Source organism: Methylomonas sp. LL1 (assembly GCF_015711015.1).
GTDB lineage: Bacteria > Pseudomonadota > Gammaproteobacteria > Methylococcales > Methylomonadaceae > Methylomonas.
Genome location: NZ_CP064653.1, coordinates 3,955,510 through 3,975,027 on the forward strand (window position 1 = coordinate 3,955,510; position 19,518 = coordinate 3,975,027).

Genomic DNA, 19,518 nt, shown 5'->3' on the forward strand with positions numbered 1-19,518 from the left:
ATGAATTGGTTAAATAGCTGTCATCTTACCTTCATATTGGCGACATAGAATTTAGTCTGCTGTTTCGCAGGCAGCATCTGTTTTCTTTCGTACATTTATGGAGCTCGACATGTTTATGTTCAAAAAAAGCGCGTTGGCGGCAGTGGTGGCTTCGCTGTTGTCCGGCTCGGCATTGGCCGAGGCGACTCAGGTTAATGGTCCAATGGGGTTTGATCCAATTTCCGCTTCGGCTTATGGCCACGAAACCGACATTGATCTCAATGCCACCCCTTGGCTGATTCCCGACGGCTACACGCAAAGCATTGTTTCCGACGAGAGCGATCTGGATATTTATGTCGGTACCGACTGGCCGGACATGAACACCGTCAACGAAACCAAAAAGCATGCCGGACGCTATTTGTATCGGACCCATGAAGTTCGCGGCGGCGCGATCGGTAATGACGCCAACTCCTTGCGTCACGATGGCGGCAGCGGCGGCGCGGTGTCCGTGGTCGATTTGAAAACAGGCGAGACCAAGGAAGTGGTAGGCCGCGCGGATTGGGAAGCGCTGGACGGCATCGTCTGGACACCTTGGCACACCGTGCTTTTTGCAGAGGAAGTCATTGACTCCTTGCGTCCCGATCCCGATGCGCCGCTGGCAAAAAGCGGCTTGGTCTATGAACTGAAACTGGATAAAAAAGACCCTACCAAAATGGAAAGCGTCTCCGTGCTGCCGAAATTGGGCGCACTGTCCCATGAAGGCCTGGAAATCGATGATCAAGGCAATGTCTATGTCATCGACGAAGACAAAAAAGGTTCTATCTACAAATTTGTTCCAACGACTTACGGTGATTTAACCGACGGCCAATTGTATGCATTGAAAGTGGATGCCGGCAAAACCGGTTCCGCTCAATGGGTAGCTCTGGATATGGATCAAGTCCAAATCAGCGCAAGGGTAGCCGCAACCACCGCTGGCGCCACCCAGTTCTGCCGTCCAGAAGATTTGGAACGTATCGGCCAGACCTTATATGCCGCTTTGACTTGTGAAGATGTCGACAATAGCGCCAACATTTCCGGTGCTAATGCGGCCGGTTATGCCGTGGGTGCCGTATTGGCGGTGACACTGGATGAAACGCCAATGGTCAAATACGCGGTCGCTTCCGGTAAAAACACTTCGTTCGAGAAGCATTCAATTGCTCAAACCGGCTTTGCCAAAGTGGACAACTTGGCCCATGGCCCGGACGGCAAACTGTGGATGGTCGAAGATAATGACTACAGCGATATTTGGGTATTCGACCCAGCCTCCGACGATGCAAACAACGATGGCTATCAAGACGGTGTTCATTTGTTCGCTTCATTGAAGGACAAACCGGCTGAAGGCACGGGAATTTATTTCGGCAAGGATCCCCATAGCTTGTTTGTGAATGTCCAGCACTCCGGTACCGGCAACGACAAAACCATCATGATTACCAAGCGCGAAGACAAAAAGCATCATCATGAAAATCACAAGCAAGATCAGCATCACGCGAAGAAAAAATAATCTGCGTTAATTCTGCTTGCTTTGAAGCGGTTGAAAGGCATGGTCGCCGAAAGCGCCATGCCTTTTTATTGCCGGTCTTTTAATCTTTGCCGATACCGGCTGGCGTCAAAGCCATGGTTGCCGCAACCGCGTAATCAGAGGCAACGGCTTCCGGGTTATCGAATTTCAAATTCCGCGAAATGTTCACCGCCGTGATGTGGATTGACGAGCACCTCGGCCACCTTGGCCAAAATCGGACCTTTGTGACACCAGGTGATCAGTTTTTGCAGGTCTTCCGATTCACCGTGGGCGACGATTTCGACATCGCCATTCGGCAAATTTCTGACGAATCCGGACAGGTTCAATTTGACGGCCTGTTTTTGGGTGTAGGCGCGAAAATACACGCCCTGTACCCGGCCCTTGACGATAATATGCAAACAGTCGTTCATCGGGTGATCCTCCAGCAATAATGAATCTTGGCGTCACGGGCAAAATCTTCCGGTATCGTCGACGCGCTGATGTCTTCGATAGTCAAGCCCGCCAAGGATTCCCGCTCCAGCTTGAAGCGGCGGAAATTGGTCGAAAAATACAATATTCCGCCGGGTGCCAGCAAGGCAGCGGCATTTTTTAACAATTGCACGTGGTCGTTTTGAATGTCGAAAGCCTCGTCCATTTTCTTGGAATTGGAGAAAGTCGGCGGATCGAGGAAAATCATATCGAACTGCGGTTTTTGTTTGGCGCCGGCCTGTTCGGCCAGCCAGGTCAGACAATTGGCGCGCAGCAATTTGTGATCGCCGCGTATGCCGTTGAGGTCGAAATTGCGCTTGGCCCAGTCCAGATAAGTGTTGGACATGTCGACCGTAACGCTGGACGCCGCGCCGCCCACCGCCGCATGCACGCTGGCGCTGCCGGTATAGGCAAACAGATTCAGGAAACGCTTGCCCTTGGCTTGTTGCTGAATCAGTAAGCGCATTGGCCGATGATCCAGAAATAAACCGGTATCCAGATAGTCCTCGAAATTGACCCAAAACTTGCAGCCGCCTTCCTCGACCACATGAAACTGGCCGGATTCGCCCTGTTTCTCGTATTGGTCGGTGCTTTTCTGTTTGCGGCGGATTTTCAGAAACACCTGCTCCTTGGGTGTCTCCAGCACCTTGGGGATTTCCACCATCGCCCCGGCCAGACGTTGATTGGCCTTGGCAGGATCGATGGTCTTGGGCGATTCATATTCCTGCACGTTGACCCAAGTTTTCTCGCCTTGGTAGACATCCACCGCCACCGCGTATTCCGGCAAGTCGGCGTCGTACAAACGGTAGCAACTGACGTGGTTTTGCTTAGCCCATTTGCCGATTTTTTTCAGATTCTTGCGCAAGCGGTTGCCGAACATTTCCGCCTGATTATCCGGCTGCTCGGTCTCGGTACGCCGGCTGATTTGTTCGATGCGTTCCTGTTGGGATTTGGCCTTGGGTTCGAAAAAGCTTTTTTCCTCGATGTTGAAGCGCAGCAATTTGCACTCCAGCGCACCGTTAAACAGGGTGATGGGTTTTTGCGAACGCAGGCCCAATCTAAAGCCCAGTTCCGGATTGCTGATGATCATAGCCGCTTGCCAGCCGGCGAAATGCTGTTTCAGCACCTCGCCGAAGCGCCGATACAACTCGGAGGTTTCCGTCTCGTCGCCCAGCCGTTCGCCGTAGGGCGGGTTGCAGGCGATCAGGCCCTTGGGCCAACTTTCCGCCGCCGTGGCGTCCGCTATGTCGCGTTTTTCGATATGAATCTTGCCGGCCAGGCCGGCGTTTTCGACGTGCTGCAATGCAGTCGCCACGGTGCGACGGTCCTGATCGAAACCGACGATCACCGGCATTTTGTTCAAGCCAACGTCACGGCGTTGGTCAGCCTCGTCCAACAGGCTTTGCCAAAGTTCTGCATCGTGCTTCTTCCAGCCCAGGAAGCCGAAATAATCGCGCTGCAAACCCGGCGCATAATCGGCGGCGATCATCGCGCCTTCCAGCAGCATGGTGCCGGAGCCGCACATAGGGTCGAGCAGCGAACCGCCTTGCTCGGCGATTTTCGGCCAGCCGGCGCGCAGCAAAATCGCCGCCGCCAGGTTTTCCTTGATCGGCGCGGCGATGCTGACGTCGCGGTAGCCGCGCTTGTGCAAACTCTCGCCGGACAAATCCAGGCTCAGCTGCGCGGTTTCGTTATGCAAATAGACATTGACGCGAATGCCGGGCCGCTCGGTGTCGATATTGGGGCGTTGGTCGAATTTTTCCCGCATCTGGTCGACGATGGCATCCTTAACCTTCAACGCGCCGAAATGGGTGTTGTTAATGGCCGGATTGTTCTTGGCGCTGAAAGATACCGCCAGGCTGTCGTCGGGTTTCAGATGTTCGAACCAGTTGATCTTTTTGACACCGTCGTACAAATCTTGTTGGGATTTGACCTCGAAGCTGCCGAGTAACAGTAAAATCCGGTTGGCGGTGCGCGACCACAGACACACCCGGTAAGCCAGCGCCAGATCGCCTTCGAAAGCCACGCCAGCCATTTTTTCGCGGACGTTTTGGCCGCCCAGGGCTTTGATTTCATTGGCAAGAATGCCCTCCATTGCTTTGGGCGTGGTGGCGAAGAGTTGATGGCTGGTCATGAATGAGAACTGAAAATTTAGCGGTCTGAAAGAATACCAGGGTGGGACTGGTTGCGCGGATATTTTAACCGTTTGCGGGGTTTAAGGGCTTTAAAAAGCCAAATTGCGGAATAGTCTGTCGATGTGGATTAACCCGTGATTTTGCCAAAATAACGCTTTATGGCGCTTGAAATAAGAATAGGATTGGGGCGCCGGAATGTATCTTGACTATACTAGCGCTCATTTCCAGCCGGCCTGAAATTTATTTAGACAAGATTTGCGGCATGGTTTAAAGGCCTATATAGGCCACCTAGCTTGGCCGCATGCCTTTGTGGCTGCCATGGCTTGATTATTTAAAATTTCGGCATCTTGGGGGCACATCTTCCAACGATGTTTACAGGGATGTGGGTAGTAAGGCAATGCCGGCAATTGTCGACAGGTTTGGGGGAATCAAAAAAATTTGAAGTGCGATGACTATGGCAAACAGTATCTAAGTAAGTCAACGAGGTGTTCATGATCAAAAAAATCAGCGTTTCCGATCTCCGCCCAGGGATGTATATCCATGATCTCAATTGCTCCTGGATGAATCACCCGTTTATGAGTAATCGCTTTGTGCTGGAGTATGCGCGCGATATAGAAAAAATGATCGAATGCGGCATTACCCAAGTTTATATCGACACCAGTCTGGGAGTGGATGTTGGTCATGCGCCTGGCGATGGGGGGGTAAGGCTCTAGGCGATAATCCCACCGATCTGAATATTCCACTCAAGCGATCGGAGCCGAAATTAGTCCCTATTGAAGAAGAAATTATCCAGGCCAAGCGGATTTACAAGGAGGCCAGCAGTATAGTCCATGCCACACTGCGGGATTTTCGGCTAGGTAAACAGGTTGAATTGGAAAAACTGGAACCCGTGGTTTTAGACATCTCGGAATCGATACTGCGGAATCCCGACGCCATCGTCAGCTTGCTCAGGATCAAGCAAGCCGATACCTATACTTTTCAGCATTCGGTGGCGGTTGGTACGTTGCTGATCAGCTTTTGCCGCTCGATGAAGAATCGATCCAGTGTTGAGCAGATCGGCATTGGTGGCTTTCTGCATGATATAGGCAAAATGAAAGTGCCAGAACATATTCTCAATAAACACGGAAAGCTTGATGAACTGGAATTTGAGCTGATGAAGTTGCACGTCAATTATGGTCGGGAGATCGCGGAAACCATCGCCGGGATTTCGACCATCTCATTGAGTATCGTTGCTGAACATCACGAACGTTATGACGGCAGTGGTTACCCGCTAGGCTTAAAGGGAGAGGAAATAAGCCTTTTTGGCCAGATGGCGTCCATAGTCGATGTTTATGACGCGATGACCTCCACTCGTGTCTACCATACCAGCGCCGAGCCAACCGAAGTCATAAAAATGTTGCTGGAATCGGGAGGTCGGCAGTTCAATGACAAGCTAGTTCAGTACTTCATCCGTACAGTCGGCATTTATCCCATTGGCTCGCTGGTCAAGCTTGAAAGCGGGTTCTTGGCGGTGGTGATAGATCAGCATCATGAAGATTTGCTTCATCCCAGGGTCAGAATTATTTTCAACATCCAAACCCGCTGTTACATTTTTCCCAAGGATTTCGATCTTTCCAAGCCGGATAACAGCCATCGAATCGTATCTTTCGAAAACCCCGCGCGCTGGGGCATAAACCCGATCCGGCATATGAGATTTTGATGCATGCGGACTATAGGCTATTGTTCTTAGACATCTAAGGCGAAAGGTATTTCCGTTACCAGTCTTTTCCCATCGGCGTAAAAATGACGGCGGAATTATTGCAGTGCGGACACATTTTTTTCAAGGCTGGTCACGCTAATTTGCTTCGTATTTGCATGGCGATGGCGTCTGATAATATATTGTAGGTTTAGCCCGATCACCCGATGCCGTTGAGCCGTTCCCTTTATGACTACCGTTACCCCAGACATTCTGATTAACCAAAACGCGCTCTGGCTGATGGACATTGCCGCGGACGCCATGCTGATCGCCGACTTGGATGGGCGTATCCTATTGGCCAATCCCGCCGCCGAGCGCTTGTTCGGATACACGCGGGACGAATTCAGCGGTCTCGGTATCGAAGACTTGATTCCGCAACGCTTCCGGGCAATGCACGGGGCCAAGCGCGCCGACTACGCCGAGCAACCCGAAAGCCGCACGATGGGCAGCGGGCTTGAGCTTTACGGTTTGCGCAAGGACGGCAGCGAATTCGCCACCGACTTGAGTCTCAGCCCGATCGAGGACGGGCGGGTGCTGGCAACGGTGCATGACATCACCCAGCGCAAGCGGCTGGAGGCGGAGCAAAAGCGCATGATTCACGAACTGGAAAACGTGAACGAGGAACTCAAAAATTTTGCCTACGTGGTCTCCCACGATTTAAAGGCGCCGTTGCGCGCGATCGGCTCGCTGGCCGACTGGATCTCCGCCGACCAGCATGACCGTCTCGACGCCGACGGCCAGGAGCATTTACGTCTTTTGATACAACGCGTGCGGCGGTTGGACGCCTTGATCGACGGCGTGTTACGCTTTTCACGCATCGGCCGTCTGCACGAGGCGGTAGTCGCTGTCGATCTTAACGAACTCGCGCACGAGGTGATCGACTCGCTGGCCCCGCCTTCTCACATCACCGTTACGGTTGCATCCGGCTTGCCGACGATCCAGGCGGAGAAAACCAGTATTCAGCAAGTGTTGCAAAATCTGATTTCTAATGCCATTCGCTATTCGGATAAACCCCAAGGGCAAATAACAATCGATTGCGCCGATCAAGGCGATAGCTGGCGGCTCGGCATTGCAGACAATGGGCCTGGCATAGAGACTCGCCATTTCGAGCGTATTTTTCAGTTATTCCAGACTCTGAATCCGCGTGATCGAGTGGAAAGCACCGGCGTGGGTCTATCCATAGTCAAAAAAATCGTCGAGCAGTACGGTGGACGGATTTGGGTCGAGTCTACAGTCGGCCAGGGCAGCACTTTTTACTTCACGGTGCCCAAGCAGCACCCCGCATCAACGGAAATAGAAAAGAACCATGAGAATTAAGAGTAAACCCATCTTGCTGGTCGAGGACGATAGTGTGGATGCCATGACCGTGCGGCGAGCCATCAGGGAATTACATGTCGCCAACCCGCTCGAACACGTCGAAAACGGCGAGGAGGCCTTGGCCTATCTGCGCGATCCCGGCCGCGAGCGTCCTTGCCTGATACTGCTTGACCTTAACATGCCGGTCATGAACGGTATCGAATTCCTGCAGGCGGCCAAGGGGGAGTCCGAATTGAAACGCATCCCCGTGGTCGCGCTCACCACCTCCGATGAGCAGGAAGACAAAGTGGAAAGCTTTGAACTGGGGGTGGCCGGTTACATGCGTAAGCCGGTGGAATATCAGCAGTTCGTCGACATTATGCGTACCATCGACGCCTATTGGACCATTAGCGAGTCGCCGCTATGAACGCCTTGCCCAGCATCCGTCTGCTGTTGGTTGACGATGACCAGATCGACCGCTTGGCCTGCAAGCGCGCACTCATGCGGCACGCGGACTGCGACTTTGTGATATTCGAGGCCGAAACCGGCAATCAGGGGCTTAATCTCGCTCGCAGCCAGCAGATCGATTGTATTCTGCTTGACTTTCATTTGCCGGATTTAAGCGGCGTGGAGTTTCTGGCCGAACTGGCAGAGGAAACCGGCGACTTGCCGGTGCCGGTAGTGATGTTGACCGGTTCCGATAACGCCATGATCGCGGTCGACGCCCTTAAGCTCGGCGCGCGCGACTATGTGGTCAAGGGTTCGGACCGGGAATCACTGCAATGGCTACCGGCCGTGGTTATCCGTGCCCTGCATGAGCAACGGGTCATTCAGGACAAGACTCAGGCCGTGGAGCAATTACGGGAGGCTGAAGCGAAGTACCGCACTTTGGTGGAACAAATTCCGGCCATCACCTACATCGCCTCGCTGGACAATCCGGGACAACTGCTTTATGTCAGCCCGCAGATTCAACAACTGGGTTTCCCGGCGGAGGAATGGCTAAACGATCCGGAAGGCTTGCTGAAGCGAGTGCATGCCGACGACCGGCCAAGCGTCATTGAGGCCTACGCGCAAACCTACGAACATCACACCCCGTTGAGTTGCGAATATCGGCTGCTGAAACACAACGGACAGGCCCGTTGGTTTTTGGATGAAGCCAACGTGGTGCGCGACGAGGCGCGCGGCGCCTTGTGTCTGCAAGGCCTTCTGGTTGACATCACGACGGACAAGGAAACCGAGCAGGAGTTGTATTATTACCGCAGGCGTCTCGAGGAACTGGTGGCCCAGCGCACGGACCAGTTGGAAAAACAAAGCGCGATCCTGGAAGCCGCCAACGCCAGCATGGACAAGGAATTGTGCGAGCGCAAGCGGGCGGAAGCCGCGTTGCGTAACAGCGAGACGCGCTTTCGGCTACTGCTGGAGTCGGCCGGAGAAGGTATCATAGGGCTCGACACCGAGGGCCGTTGCACCTTCGTCAACCACGCCGCGCTGGCGATGCTGGGCTATGCTCAGGAAGAACTTCTGGGTCAAGACACCTGTGCGACGATACATTCAGGCCACGCCGACGGCTCGCCCGTCTCCAAGGAACAATGCAGTATTTACGATGCCTTTCGAGACAGTGTCCCGCAACGATCCTCGGAATTATTTCGGCGTAAGGGCGGCGGTTCCTTTCCTGTCGAATGTACCGCTCATCCGATGCAGTTGGACGGAAAAGTCATCGGTGCGGTGCTGGTGTTTCGAGATATGACCGAGTCCGGTTCTTGAAGAGGGGCGTACTATTTATTGCAACTTTCGGCGCCTTGGCCCGCTTTGCTGCAATTTCCGAGGTTCGTGAACCGTCTGTTTTGATGGAGCGTCGCTGGTTAGCAATCCCCGGTTAGCCGAAGCCGACTATTCGCTTCAGCCCCTCTGTTAAGAATCTAGGCCAAGGGCTTGGCCCTCGATATATTCGGCATCGGCAAGGGGGCATTCTCCCCGAAAAATCGCCTTAATTTGATAAGTTGAATCAATATTTCAATCAACATTCATGCCGAACCATTAAAATGCAGTTTTGGTTTATCCTTGAGTTTTCGCATTGACCTCAACAGCCGTTACCCCTCAATCCATTCAACACGCCGCCGAACTGCTTCACCAGGGCAAGCTGGTGGCTATACCTACCGAAACCGTTTACGGACTAGGCGCCGACGCCTCCAATCCGGATGCCGTGGTAAAAATTTTCAAGGCCAAGGGTCGTCCCTCCGATCACCCCTTGATCGTGCATTTGGCTTATGCTTCGCAAATGAAAGACTGGGCCGAGCCGGTACCGGATGTGGCCCTAAAGTTGGCTAGAGAATTTTGGCCGGGGCCGTTGACTTTGATTTTGAACAAAAAAGCCTGGGTGCCGATGGCGGTCACCGGCGGGCAAAATACCGTGGCTCTGCGGGTGCCGGATAATCCCGTGGCATTGTGGTTGCTCCGAGTGTTCGGCGGCGGGATTGCCGCGCCGTCCGCCAATCGTTTCGGCCGCATTAGTCCGACCTTGGCTGCTCATGTGGCTGAAGAGTTGGGCGATGCGGTGGATTGTATTCTCGACGGCGGACCCTGTACGGTGGGGCTGGAATCGACCATCATCGATCTGACCGATAGCCAGCCGACCATTCTGCGGCCAGGACGCATTACCCGCAGCCAACTGGAAGAAGTGCTGCAAATGCCGGTCACGCTAAAGTCGCAACATAAAATCCGCGCGCCCGGTATGTTAGCCTCGCATTACGCACCCAACACGCCGGCTTTTTTGTGCGCGGCGGAAGCTTTGCCGACCCTGTTGGAGCAGCGGCAAAATCAGGGCCAGCAGGTCGGGGTATTGACATTCAGTACGAAATTATCCGATTTGTCTTGCCGGCATTTGCTGCGTTTGCCCGATCAGGCCGAAGCTTACGAACCTGCCTTGTACAGCGCTTTGCGCGAGTTGGACCAATTGCAATTGGACAGCATTCTGGTGGAACAGCCGCCCGATAGCGAAGAGTGGATGGCGGTCAACGACAGACTCGGCAAAGCCACGCTATGAAGGACGAAGACTGGATGCGGCATGCATTGCGGCTGGCGCAACGTGCCGAACAACAAGGCGAGGTGCCGGTTGGAGCCTTGTTGGTACAAGGTGATCAATGCATCGCCGAGGGCTGGAATCAACCGATTCAAGCTAACGATCCCACCGCTCATGCCGAGATCGTGGCGTTAAGAAAAGCAGGGCAGGCCCTGCAAAACTACCGGCTGATCGATACGACTTTATATGTGACGTTGGAACCCTGCGTGATGTGCATGGGCGCGATTGCGCATGCACGGGTCAAGCGCTTGGTGTTCGGCGCTTACGATCCCAAGCGCGGCGCGGTTTGCCACGCCTTGCAACTGAGCGATGCGCCATTTTTGAATCATAGCGTCGAGTGGTTGGGCGGTATTTTAGGCCAGGCGTGTGGAGAGTTACTCAGTGATTTTTTTAAAACCAGAAGGCAAGGTCTAAGTCACTATTCAAGGGTAAGCGGAAAAACCCCTTTCGCGCGGGAAAGGGGTGGGTGATTTTGATCTCCTGATCCAAGCTTTCCCCGATGGAAGAAGGAATATCGCTCTTTATATTCCGCTTATCGTCCTGAGATACTGAATTGGTAGCTTAGGAATGATCATCGAGCGTATGCAAGGTTCGGCGGAGGTGTGGATTTAACCGCGCCTACGCCGACTTGTTTCATGCGCATTTCTTACTTTTTAATCTCTTCCGCTAAGCGTTGCGCATTCATTTCACGCTGTGCTTTATCATGGACTTCCTGCATTTTTTCCTGTTGCTGATGCATTTTTTCCAGCTGTTGCTGATGTTGTTGCGGCGTCAAGCCGGCAGGGCCTGGCGCGGGCTGTGACTGCTGTTGGCCGGCCGCGAGGATGCTGCTACTGGTAAATGCCAGCAGGAATGGAATTAGTTTGTAAAAAAATGACATGCTTAATCTCCAAGCAAAAAAGAATAGGGGTTGAACTGTGAATCGGCCGTCGAAAGGGAGGCTTAAACTGCCTCCCTTTCAAGCCTTACTCAATTATCAATAAGGTAAACCATTGTTGTACTGAGTGTCGAAGTACGGCAGATCGATCCTGATTTCACGAGCCGAGCCATTGACCGGACGACAGTTATCGATTGAGTAGTTGGTGTACCCAAAATAATAATTGTCATGGGTAAAGTAAAAATATCCCGGTTTTACGTCGGTAAATACAAATTGGCCATTGGCGTCTGTTACCGCCTGTAAATTGCCATCCCAATTTTGGTTGTAGTAGTAATTACCGTCGGACCAAGCGTTGATGCTAAACCCTTCACCCAATGGCTGGCCGTTGCCGCCGTAGGCCACCCCGATGACTTTGCAACTGTCCGGGCTGTTGATATCAAGGTTTACCGGTTGGTCCTTAGTGGTGACATAGCCATAGTTGTAGCGGGTGCCAACGTTTGGATAAACCGCACTGCCGTAGAACTGGCTCAGTGGCAATGGTGAGGTCAACTGACCTTGGTTATCGGTAACGCCGGTGAAACTGGTATTGCAGTTATTGTTGCTTGTGCAGCCATAACTGGTTCCAGTGACTGAAATGCCTGGCAAAACGCCGCCTTGACCATCGAATGCCGTGAGGGTTACCGGAGCCGTGGCGTCACCAAAATCCTGATGCTGACCTTGTGTGCTTGGCATCATGAAATTCTGGCTATTATCGTAAGAACCGGTATTGGTGTAGCCATACATGTAGCCTTGACCAACAGGCACGGAAATCGGGCCGTAACTGCTTTGAGCTTGATCGAAGTATATCCATGTGTAGTCTGAGCCGTTGTAGCCGTAACTGTATTGGTATGAATTGATATTCAACCATTGAAACGCTTCGCCTTGAGGCGGATACAGATTACCGCTCAATGAGCCCCATACGGTAGGCAACCGGATGTCGTGATGGCATTGGGTGGCCGCGTTTGCTTGTACCGAACAACTATTGATTTCGGAGTAATAATAGTTGTTTAGATACTCGGAACGGGTTCTTTGGGTGTTGTCATGGCTATAGTTGATAGTCATATAGCCAAGGTCGTAATAACCTTCGCCACCGCTGCAATTTTGAGTATTGAATTGCACGCTATAGTGGCCGTTGCCATCGGTCGTTACCTCCTGAGACCCATTATTGTTGCAATTGTTGTTGGAGTACTGCATCAAGGTATTCGGCAACGGCTGGCCATCGGTACCATACAGGATGCCCTCCACCTCGTACTGATAGCTGCCTGTCACGTATACCCATTGTTCCGCGCTGGAACTCATGCCGTCGCTATCCGTCGCAGTGGCAGTGATGCGACACCACTCAACCGGATAGCTCAGCGTGCCAGGCGCGGTATAGGTGGCATTGAACAAGGCCGGTGATGCGGTAAAGTCTTGGCTGGCCGGGGATATTGTTCCTGGATTGCCTTGCTCATACCAACTACATTCGGTGCTCCAATTCACTTTGACATTAGTACCTTCCGGATCAGTGACTGTTGCATTGACATTAGCCGATGCGCCGACCAATAGATTGCTGGTCGCGGCCCCATTAGCATCGGTGATGTTAAAGTTGCTGATCACGGGCGGATAATTAATGTTGGCGGACAATGGCAGAATGCCATCGGCGTTTGCACCATCTAAATAATCCAGGAATGCGCACTGGTCGACATTGGTATTGTTCAAGCAACTTGCGTTGGCATTGGGGTTGTCGAACACAGTTGCGTCGGCTTGGTTGGTCAGGCTATAAGTGCCGTCGCCGTCGCGTTTCAGGTAGAACTTATTGCCGCCGATGTCGGCAAACACGCGGATTTTCTCGATTGTCGAACCGTCGGATTTTTTTACAGTCAACGAGTCGATAGTGCTGCCGACATTCGGGTCGTCAGCGTCAACACTACAGGCGCGTTCCGGTGAAGTGCCGCTGTAGGTCACGCCCTCCGCTTGCCAATCGATGTTGCCGGACAAACGGTTGCCGGTTGTCTCGTCGCGCACATCGAATTTAAAGCAGGAGTGCGTATTGATCGGCTGGTCGTAGTTCCACCAGGTAAAATGAGTAACATTGCCGCAAATCATCAACTGGCCGTTTTTATCGGCTACCGTGCCTTGGCCCTGCTCTTTCCATAAACCGGTGGCCTCATCGTAGTACCAAAGCGGAATAGTATCGCCGGCATTTAGGCCGGGCGTGGCTTTCATGCAGACTTCAGCGGTGCCGCCCAATTCATGAATCGGGTTGCCGTTTTGATCCTTCAAGTCGAATTCCATCATGCCAAAGCTTTCCAGCGGCACCGGCGTGGCTGTATTGGGGTCGACACCCGCGGGTAAGGCCAGCAAGTCGCCGCCAGGAGCGGATTGGATGTCATCGGTGGTTGGGTCAAGATAAGTTACGGTCCCGGTAACTTCCGTGACGCCATCGGGAAGTGAGCTATCGGGAATAGTCAATTGACCGACCGCGGCACCTTGTTTGTTGATTTCCACGCCGTTGTTGAGGTTGTCGTCGGTTGTAAAATTATCCGACACCGGTTGCAGGTCGATCGCCACGCTGTATTCGGCTTTGCCTTTTTCCAGCACGACTTTGGCATAACCGCTGGAGTAACCCGATGCGCTGACTTCGACCGGCAGGAAATCGTTCAGATTGTCGTGCGCCGCTTGCGCAGAGCCTAGGCCGGTAGCACTGAATGTGCCGAGGCTGTCGGTAACCGTTGTTTTATTGTTGGTATCGGTACCGATTTTGATGTTCACACCGCTCAATACCGCACCGTTGCCTTTTACTCGGCCGTTGACGGTTACGCAGCTATTGCTGGCGTCGGTTGGGCAAAAATCGACATTGCCGCAAATATTATCGCGATCGACGTCATTTTGAGGATCGAGCGGACAACTATCGACATTGGCGCATTGGCCGTCGCCATCTTCGTCGTTTTTAGCGTCCAATGGGCAGTTATCTACGTTGCCGCAGGTTCCATCGCCATCCGCATCATTTTGCGCATCCAAGGGGCAGTTGTCGCTGGTGTCGGGAATACCGTCACTGTCGCTATCCACGACTGTTTCGACCCATTTTTGCACTTCCACGCTATAAGCAAAAGTGGCGCGGGACGATTGAAAATTGATGCGGGTCCCTCCGCCGGTGGCGGCATTGGCGAGCGACGCGCCGCTGGCCAACACATCAAAATAAGGTTTGCCGTTAGCGTCGGTGCCGGTGGCGTTGGCTACCGGAAAACTGCTGCTGGTGACCACTAGGCGCACGGGGCCACTGAGTGGCGCGCCTGAATTGTTGGTCATTTTGTTCAGGGTGTAATAAACCCGATTGGCCGTGTCATACACGCGGCTGCCTTTCTCAACCGTTACACCGGTTGCCGTCTGCCAAGAGCCGGTAGCGTTTACGGCATAAGCGGTTTGCGCCAGTAACGCATAAATCAGCGAAATAGCCGTCATCATAAAGATGAAGCTGCCGCGCTGAAGCGGTTTTATTTTTGTCGATCTATACATTTAATCCTCCAAGGGAAGCATAGGTACGTCTGGTAATTGAAGAGGTTTTGACACACATATCCCAGGTGTCAGGCAGATTTACGCCTTGCGGCAAGCAAGCCGGCGCTAATTAGCAGCAAGGTGCCGGGTTCGGGCACGGAAGCGTTGGGTTGACGCTCGGTGATGACGATGTTGTCTATGGTTAAACTGTCATCAGCGCCGCCGATATTTTCCAGGCCGAACAACAGTTGTACGGTTAGTCCGCTGAATCCGGCAAGATTAAACTGTCCGTTTCCGCTGGTGTTGGCGCTGTTAAAGACCAAGAAATGACTGGAATCAGATGCGTCGACTAATTGAGCCAGCCAAGTATCGTCGGCATCATCCGCGAGCCATGAGTAATCAAAATTCAGCGTCAGTGCGTTGCTGGATAAATCAAAGGTTTGAAACAGATTGACGGAATAATTTAGGCCGTCGCTATCGAAACTCGTGGACAAAACGGCCGCGCCACTGGATGCATCGAAATTATTGCCAAAAGCTCCTGGTAAAGGAGATATGGGGCCGGCAGAGGTCACATCTCCCCGCCAGCCGTCGAAGTTTGATGAGAAGTCTCCGTTGGTTAAACCCGCAGCGGATGAGAAGCCGCCCCAAGCCAATCCGGCGGCCAATGCAGCCGCCTTTAAGTAGGTCTTGCATTCTATTTGTTTCATTATTCACCTCATTGTTGATAAACCCCAAAGAATAAGCAAGTTGCATACCCACTGATTTGGCATGTTTGGAGGATGAATGCATTAGGCTAAAATTTCCATGATTATCATAAGGTTGTCTGAAAAAACTTTTGAGATATAGCTTAAAGGCTAGGAAGATACGGGAATAATGGCTGCGACATCATCAATGGATTGTAAAAAAAACTGACATATAGACTATGGCGATTTTGGGTTATTAGCGCATTAAAAACAGATTTATAGGCTTAAAAAGCATGGTATGAGCACTAGTGTTTGATTGATTGGTATAGATTTCTATTTCAAGAATACTGTAAATAATTCTTACAAATAAAGTCCGCCGTTTTTTGTTTTTCGGCATGGATAAGGCACAATAAAGCAAACGGCTATTGTGGATATGCCAAAAATATTAAATGCGCTTTTGCCGGAAGCGCGGCCTGTTGTGGGACGGTAAGCATTACAGTTAAGTGATGGATCGCAACCACCTAGCTCAATTCTGTCGGGAAATTCGTTTGGAAGCTAAAAATTTATGAAATATCGATTTAATATTATTTTCGCATTGTCATTGATCGGACTTTTTCTAGGATGCGCCAATGTTTTTGCGGAGATTTCCGAACCGGAGAGAGAGCAACTTAAGCAGGAAATTATCGATCAGCTTATGCAAAGCGATAGTTTGAAACAAAAAATCATGGATGAAATTAAACTTCACGAAACTCAAAAATCCATACAAGGCCGGGATACCGCGCAGCAGCGGACCATTGTGCAAAATCAAATTCAGACTAAATTACGGCCTGTTGCGCTTGAGAGGGATAGACTTTATGGCAATGCCGACGCGTTGATTAGCGTGGTCGAGTTTGCTGATTTCGACTGCCCGTATTGTCGAAAAATTCATCCGGTCCTGAAGCGTTTGGTGGATGATTCGGGAGGGACGATCAATTGGGTGTTTAGACATTTTCCTATATCCGGACATAAGCCCAATGCCGAACGGGAAGCGGAAGCCGCCGAATGCGCCGGTGACTTGACGGGCCAGCAAGGCTTTTGGAAGTTTACCAATGCATTATTTCTCCAAGCCCGGCGCGGTGTGTCTGATAGCCAAGCGATTATCGATAGGGCTTTAGTTCATGCGGAGATAGATAAAGAAGACCTATTGGCATGTTTGAACGCCGGCAAATTTAAAGACAAGGTTAAGCAGGATGAGGACGAAGCATTAGCGCTTGGTTTGCAAGGTACGCCAGCAAATGTTTTGATCAACCATAAAACCGGGCAGGTTGTATTTCGCCAAGGAGCCGCTTCATTGGAAACCTTATCCGTGGATGTGGATCAGCTGTTGGGGAAAAGTCATTAAGCGTAATTTGAAATTGAATGTCTCGTTTTGCGATTGTCACGCTAATCCCCGATGTCCACAGCGCTGGACAATTGCCGTCAAACATCCGTATGGGAGGGCTTTCCGTCACGGGTCAAGCTTTTTCGGCGCATCGGTAGCAATACAACCGGGTTTGATGCGTGCCGCAAACGTCAATAACCGCTTCGGATTCCCAATCGGGCACGTCAAACGACGATGAAATTAGCAGGCTGCCGCCGGGCATTTCCCTTCGGCATTTGGCGCCGATGCGCGACATGACTTTGGGCGACAGAAAGGCAAAAGCCAGGGTAAAGTCGGCTAAACTGTAGGTCCACAGATTTTTCCCGACAACCCGGACATTGGCGAGATGCCTGCAGCGCCAATTTAATATCAACCAGGGTAAGGGCGCATTTTCCACCGCCGTTATTCTCAGCTGCGGCAAGCGGCGAGCCAATGGCACCACGACACTGCCCACGCCCGCGCCCAATTCGATCAAATTATCGGCCTGTTCCCGATTGACGATGGCAAACAGGGCGTCGGTGACGGCGGACGAGGATAAAAACAGCGGTACGTCGCCCTTGACCGTACCCCAAAATATCAATATCAACAGCCCAAAAGCCAGGCAATAGAGCCAGGATGGCAAGTGGTACTGCATTAATATCCAGGCTGTGGGCATAAACAATAAATGGATAGGCCACCACCAGCGTGGTTGGCGCAATAAGCTGGAAAAAAGGGCGGCCAGCACGGCTTGAATCCAGACCAGCCAGCCAGTTCCGGAGACCCATTGAGCCAGCCAGGCGCTATTCCATGCGACAACAAGGTAGGCCAGTAACTGGCAAAGCAGAGCCTTGATCGGTTGCATGGGCGTTGGGATAGGTTAAGCCGCCGGCGGGCAACGGTTTTAGTGCAATTCGGGGGCCGGCGTTATCCGGATGTTTTTCTGGGTATCGTTGGGAATTCCCGGTATGCCGGTGGGGACGGCGGGTTTGGCTTCGGCGCCTTCATGCAACACCTGATTTTCAGTCTTTTTGTTCATGACGATGATCGAAATCCGTCTGTTCATCGGATCGTTAGGATTCTCTGCTTTATAAGGAATGCTCGAGGCCAGGCCGACCACGCGTAAAACTTTTTCCTCGGCCAATCCGCCCAGCGTGAGTTCGTGGCGGGCGACATTGGCCCTGTCGGTGGACAGTTCCCAGTTGGAATAGCCCGATTTATTGTCCGGGTAGGGCAGCGCGTCGGTATGGCCGTTGACGCTGACCTTATTGGGCAATTCATTGATGACCGGCGCCAGCGCCCTGAGGATGGTTTGCGCATAGTCTTCGATACTCGACCTGGCCAGCTTGAACATGGGCCGGTTTTTGGCATCGATAATCTGAATCTTCAAGCCTTCCGGCGTCCTTTCCAGCGTGATCTGGTCCTTGTATTCGGCAAGACTTGAGTTGGCCTGCACCATTTTTTCGATATTTTCCTGTAATTCCTCGAGTTTTTTCTGTTCCTGTAGTTCGGCTAGTTTTTCAACATCTTCGGCGGGTGGGGGGACGTCTTCGCCTTTGTGTGTCTCGCCGGCGTCCTTGTTGGTTAGATCGGAACCGCCGCCTTGAACGATGGAACTTCGATCGGCAATGCCTTCGCCGGTGCTTTTGATGTTGACGCCAAAGGGGTCTTGAAAATATTCGGAAATCCCTTTTTTGGTGGCGTCGTCGGTGGAGCCGAGCAACCACATCAACAAAAAGAAGGCCATCATTGCCGTCACGAAGTCGGCGTAGGCGATTTTCCAGGCGCCGCCGTGATGGCCGTGGCCCGCTTTCTTTTTGATTTTCTTGATGATAATGGGTTGTTCGGCCATCAGTGATTATCCCTTGGCGGCTTTGATCTGTTCTTCCAGCTCGGTGAAGCCTGGGCGAATGTGGTGTGGGATGGTGGTGCGCATGAATTCCAGCGTCATGGCCGGTGATGTGCCTTTAGCGCAATTCAGCAAGCCTTTTTGCGCGCAACGGTAGGAGCTGGCCTCTTCTTCCAGCCGGTCTTCCATCACCGCCGCTACCGGGGCGACAAAACCGTAGGACACCAAAATACCCAGAAAGGTACCGACCAAGGCGGCGGCAATCAGTTTTCCCAGTTCCGCCGGCGGTATGCCGACAGACTCCATGGTATGCACCACCCCCATTACCGCCGCGACGATACCGAATGCCGGCATGCCGTCGGCGATGCGTTGCACGGCTTTGATCGGAGCGTGCCCATCTTCGTGGTGAACCTCGATTTCCGCATCCATGATGTCTTCCAGCTGATTTACGTCGACGCCGGTCAGAATCAAGCGTAATTTGTCGCAAATGAATTCCATCAAGTGATGATCATGGGCAATCTTTTCGCCGAAAATCGAGCTGCTTTCCGGGTCGTCGACTACTTTTTCCAGCGACAGCAGGCCCTCCTTACGGGCTTTCTGGCTCAGGGCATTAAAGCTCAGCAGTAATTCCATGTAATAGTCCTTAGTGAAGCGGCTGCCTTTTAGAGTGCCCATGCCGCCGGCAACCGCCGTCTTGATGGTGTTCATCGAGTTGCTGGCGAAAAACGAGCCCAAGGCCGCGCCAACGATGATGACCACCTCGACCGGTTGCCAGAGTACCCCCAGATGGCCTCCGGCCATCAGGAAGCCACCCAATACGCAGCTTAAAATGATCACATAACCAATGATGACGAACATGCTTGCCTCGGAATAGAAAAATGATGAAAACTCACCGTATGGAACGGCAATTTTGACGGGTTATTCGGGGTCGTACAAGCGGCATTTGCTTTCCGCCATTTTTTGGCAATCCG

The 19,518-nt window shown here is 52.3% G+C and carries 17 protein-coding genes; 9 read left to right on the plus strand and 8 right to left on the minus strand.

Annotation, left to right across the window (positions count from 1 at the left end; all coding sequences use genetic code 11):
* The first annotated feature begins 109 nt into the window (after positions 1-109).
* Positions 110-1,519 (plus strand): alkaline phosphatase PhoX, encoded by a 1,410-nt coding sequence (locus IVG45_RS18560; RefSeq protein WP_230874648.1) that lies wholly within the window; start codon positions 110-112, stop codon positions 1,517-1,519.
* Between the two features lie 155 nt (positions 1,520-1,674).
* On the opposite strand, the gene yccX is transcribed toward IVG45_RS18560, so the two are convergent.
* Positions 1,675-1,947, minus strand: a complete 273-nt coding sequence (gene yccX, locus IVG45_RS18565) for an acylphosphatase (protein ID WP_196435259.1) — start codon at positions 1,945-1,947, stop codon at positions 1,675-1,677.
* Positions 1,944-4,139, minus strand: coding sequence for a bifunctional 23S rRNA (guanine(2069)-N(7))-methyltransferase RlmK/23S rRNA (guanine(2445)-N(2))-methyltransferase RlmL (rlmKL, locus tag IVG45_RS18570; RefSeq protein ID WP_196435260.1), 2,196 nt, complete (start codon positions 4,137-4,139; stop codon positions 1,944-1,946). Before rlmKL ends, yccX begins: the two co-directional genes overlap by 4 nt.
* Positions 4,140-4,631: 492 nt before the next feature.
* Here rlmKL and IVG45_RS18575 point away from each other — a divergent pair, with 492 nt between their 5' ends.
* The 7 genes from IVG45_RS18575 to tadA all read left to right on the plus strand — a co-directional run bounded on the left by IVG45_RS18575 (position 4,632) and on the right by tadA (position 10,720).
* A complete protein-coding gene (locus IVG45_RS18575) occupies positions 4,632-4,853 on the plus strand; it encodes a DUF3391 domain-containing protein (RefSeq protein WP_196435261.1) in 222 nt (73 codons plus the stop codon).
* Positions 4,854-5,011: 158 nt separating this feature from the next.
* Positions 5,012-5,839 carry an HD-GYP domain-containing protein gene (locus IVG45_RS18580; RefSeq protein ID WP_196435262.1) on the plus strand — a complete coding sequence of 276 codons (828 nt, stop codon included), beginning with the start codon at positions 5,012-5,014 and terminating at the stop codon, positions 5,837-5,839.
* A gap of 225 nt (positions 5,840-6,064) precedes the next feature.
* Positions 6,065-7,192: a sensor histidine kinase gene (locus IVG45_RS18585; protein ID WP_196435263.1), complete on the plus strand. Its 1,128-nt coding sequence runs from the start codon at positions 6,065-6,067 to the stop codon at positions 7,190-7,192.
* Positions 7,182-7,598 (plus strand): response regulator, encoded by a 417-nt coding sequence (locus tag IVG45_RS18590; protein WP_196435264.1) that lies wholly within the window; start codon positions 7,182-7,184, stop codon positions 7,596-7,598. Before IVG45_RS18585 ends, IVG45_RS18590 begins: the two co-directional genes overlap by 11 nt.
* Positions 7,595-8,935: a PAS domain-containing response regulator gene (locus tag IVG45_RS18595; RefSeq protein ID WP_196435265.1), complete on the plus strand. Its 1,341-nt coding sequence runs from the start codon at positions 7,595-7,597 to the stop codon at positions 8,933-8,935. Before IVG45_RS18590 ends, IVG45_RS18595 begins: the two co-directional genes overlap by 4 nt.
* Positions 8,936-9,245: 310 nt before the next feature.
* A complete protein-coding gene (locus IVG45_RS18600) occupies positions 9,246-10,214 on the plus strand; it encodes an L-threonylcarbamoyladenylate synthase (RefSeq protein WP_196435266.1) in 969 nt (322 codons plus the stop codon).
* On the plus strand, positions 10,211-10,720 hold the full coding sequence (gene tadA, locus IVG45_RS18605) for a tRNA adenosine(34) deaminase TadA (RefSeq protein ID WP_196435267.1): 510 nt from the start codon (positions 10,211-10,213) through the stop codon (positions 10,718-10,720). The genes IVG45_RS18600 and tadA overlap by 4 nt, the downstream gene beginning before the upstream one ends.
* A 176-nt stretch (positions 10,721-10,896) precedes the next feature.
* Here tadA and IVG45_RS18610 read toward each other — a convergent pair whose 3' ends face one another.
* From IVG45_RS18610 to IVG45_RS18620, 3 genes are all read right to left on the minus strand, one after another.
* Positions 10,897-11,130: a hypothetical protein gene (locus IVG45_RS18610; protein ID WP_196435268.1), complete on the minus strand. Its 234-nt coding sequence runs from the start codon at positions 11,128-11,130 to the stop codon at positions 10,897-10,899.
* Between the two features lie 96 nt (positions 11,131-11,226).
* Complete coding sequence (locus IVG45_RS18615) at positions 11,227-14,661, minus strand: hypothetical protein (protein WP_196435269.1); 3,435 nt, start codon at positions 14,659-14,661, stop codon at positions 11,227-11,229.
* 68 nt (positions 14,662-14,729) lie between these two features.
* On the minus strand, positions 14,730-15,347 hold the full coding sequence (locus tag IVG45_RS18620; protein ID WP_196435270.1) for a PEP-CTERM sorting domain-containing protein: 618 nt from the start codon (positions 15,345-15,347) through the stop codon (positions 14,730-14,732).
* Positions 15,348-15,888: 541 nt separating this feature from the next.
* Between IVG45_RS18620 and IVG45_RS18625 the strand changes: the two genes are divergently transcribed.
* Complete coding sequence (locus IVG45_RS18625) at positions 15,889-16,704, plus strand: DsbA family protein (protein ID WP_196435271.1); 816 nt, start codon at positions 15,889-15,891, stop codon at positions 16,702-16,704.
* A gap of 112 nt (positions 16,705-16,816) precedes the next feature.
* Here IVG45_RS18625 and IVG45_RS18630 read toward each other — a convergent pair whose 3' ends face one another.
* Genes IVG45_RS18630 through motA form a run of 3 tightly spaced genes read right to left on the minus strand, consistent with a single transcriptional unit; the run spans position 16,817 to position 19,405 of the window.
* Entirely contained in the window at positions 16,817-17,563 is a 747-nt protein-coding gene (locus tag IVG45_RS18630) for a hypothetical protein (RefSeq protein WP_196435272.1), read from the minus strand.
* A gap of 39 nt (positions 17,564-17,602) precedes the next feature.
* Complete coding sequence (gene motB / locus IVG45_RS18635) at positions 17,603-18,550, minus strand: flagellar motor protein MotB (RefSeq protein WP_196435273.1); 948 nt, start codon at positions 18,548-18,550, stop codon at positions 17,603-17,605.
* Between the two features lie 6 nt (positions 18,551-18,556).
* On the minus strand, positions 18,557-19,405 hold the full coding sequence (motA, locus tag IVG45_RS18640; RefSeq protein ID WP_196435274.1) for a flagellar motor stator protein MotA: 849 nt from the start codon (positions 19,403-19,405) through the stop codon (positions 18,557-18,559).
* Positions 19,406-19,518 lie beyond the last annotated feature (113 nt).

What these genes read in the sequence shown, in the direction of transcription:
- rlmKL (WP_196435260.1), bottom strand. Translation starts at nt 4,139, where the DNA reads ATGACCAGCCATCAACTCTTCGCCACCACGCCCAAAGCAATGGAGGGC.
- IVG45_RS18630 (WP_196435272.1), bottom strand. Translation starts at nt 17,563, where the DNA reads ATGCAACCGATCAAGGCTCTGCTTTGCCAGTTACTGGCCTACCTTGTT.
- motA (WP_196435274.1), bottom strand. Translation starts at nt 19,405, where the DNA reads ATGTTCGTCATCATTGGTTATGTGATCATTTTAAGCTGCGTATTGGGT.
- IVG45_RS18615 (WP_196435269.1), bottom strand. Translation starts at nt 14,661, where the DNA reads ATGTATAGATCGACAAAAATAAAACCGCTTCAGCGCGGCAGCTTCATC.
- IVG45_RS18560 (WP_230874648.1), top strand. Translation starts at nt 110, where the DNA reads ATGTTTATGTTCAAAAAAAGCGCGTTGGCGGCAGTGGTGGCTTCGCTG.
- IVG45_RS18585 (WP_196435263.1), top strand. Translation starts at nt 6,065, where the DNA reads ATGACTACCGTTACCCCAGACATTCTGATTAACCAAAACGCGCTCTGG.
- IVG45_RS18595 (WP_196435265.1), top strand. Translation starts at nt 7,595, where the DNA reads ATGAACGCCTTGCCCAGCATCCGTCTGCTGTTGGTTGACGATGACCAG.
- IVG45_RS18590 (WP_196435264.1), top strand. Translation starts at nt 7,182, where the DNA reads ATGAGAATTAAGAGTAAACCCATCTTGCTGGTCGAGGACGATAGTGTG.
- motB (WP_196435273.1), bottom strand. Translation starts at nt 18,550, where the DNA reads ATGGCCGAACAACCCATTATCATCAAGAAAATCAAAAAGAAAGCGGGC.
- tadA (WP_196435267.1), top strand. Translation starts at nt 10,211, where the DNA reads ATGAAGGACGAAGACTGGATGCGGCATGCATTGCGGCTGGCGCAACGT.
- IVG45_RS18625 (WP_196435271.1), top strand. Translation starts at nt 15,889, where the DNA reads ATGAAATATCGATTTAATATTATTTTCGCATTGTCATTGATCGGACTT.
- IVG45_RS18610 (WP_196435268.1), bottom strand. Translation starts at nt 11,130, where the DNA reads ATGTCATTTTTTTACAAACTAATTCCATTCCTGCTGGCATTTACCAGT.
- yccX (WP_196435259.1), bottom strand. Translation starts at nt 1,947, where the DNA reads ATGAACGACTGTTTGCATATTATCGTCAAGGGCCGGGTACAGGGCGTG.
- IVG45_RS18620 (WP_196435270.1), bottom strand. Translation starts at nt 15,347, where the DNA reads ATGAAACAAATAGAATGCAAGACCTACTTAAAGGCGGCTGCATTGGCC.
- IVG45_RS18575 (WP_196435261.1), top strand. Translation starts at nt 4,632, where the DNA reads ATGATCAAAAAAATCAGCGTTTCCGATCTCCGCCCAGGGATGTATATC.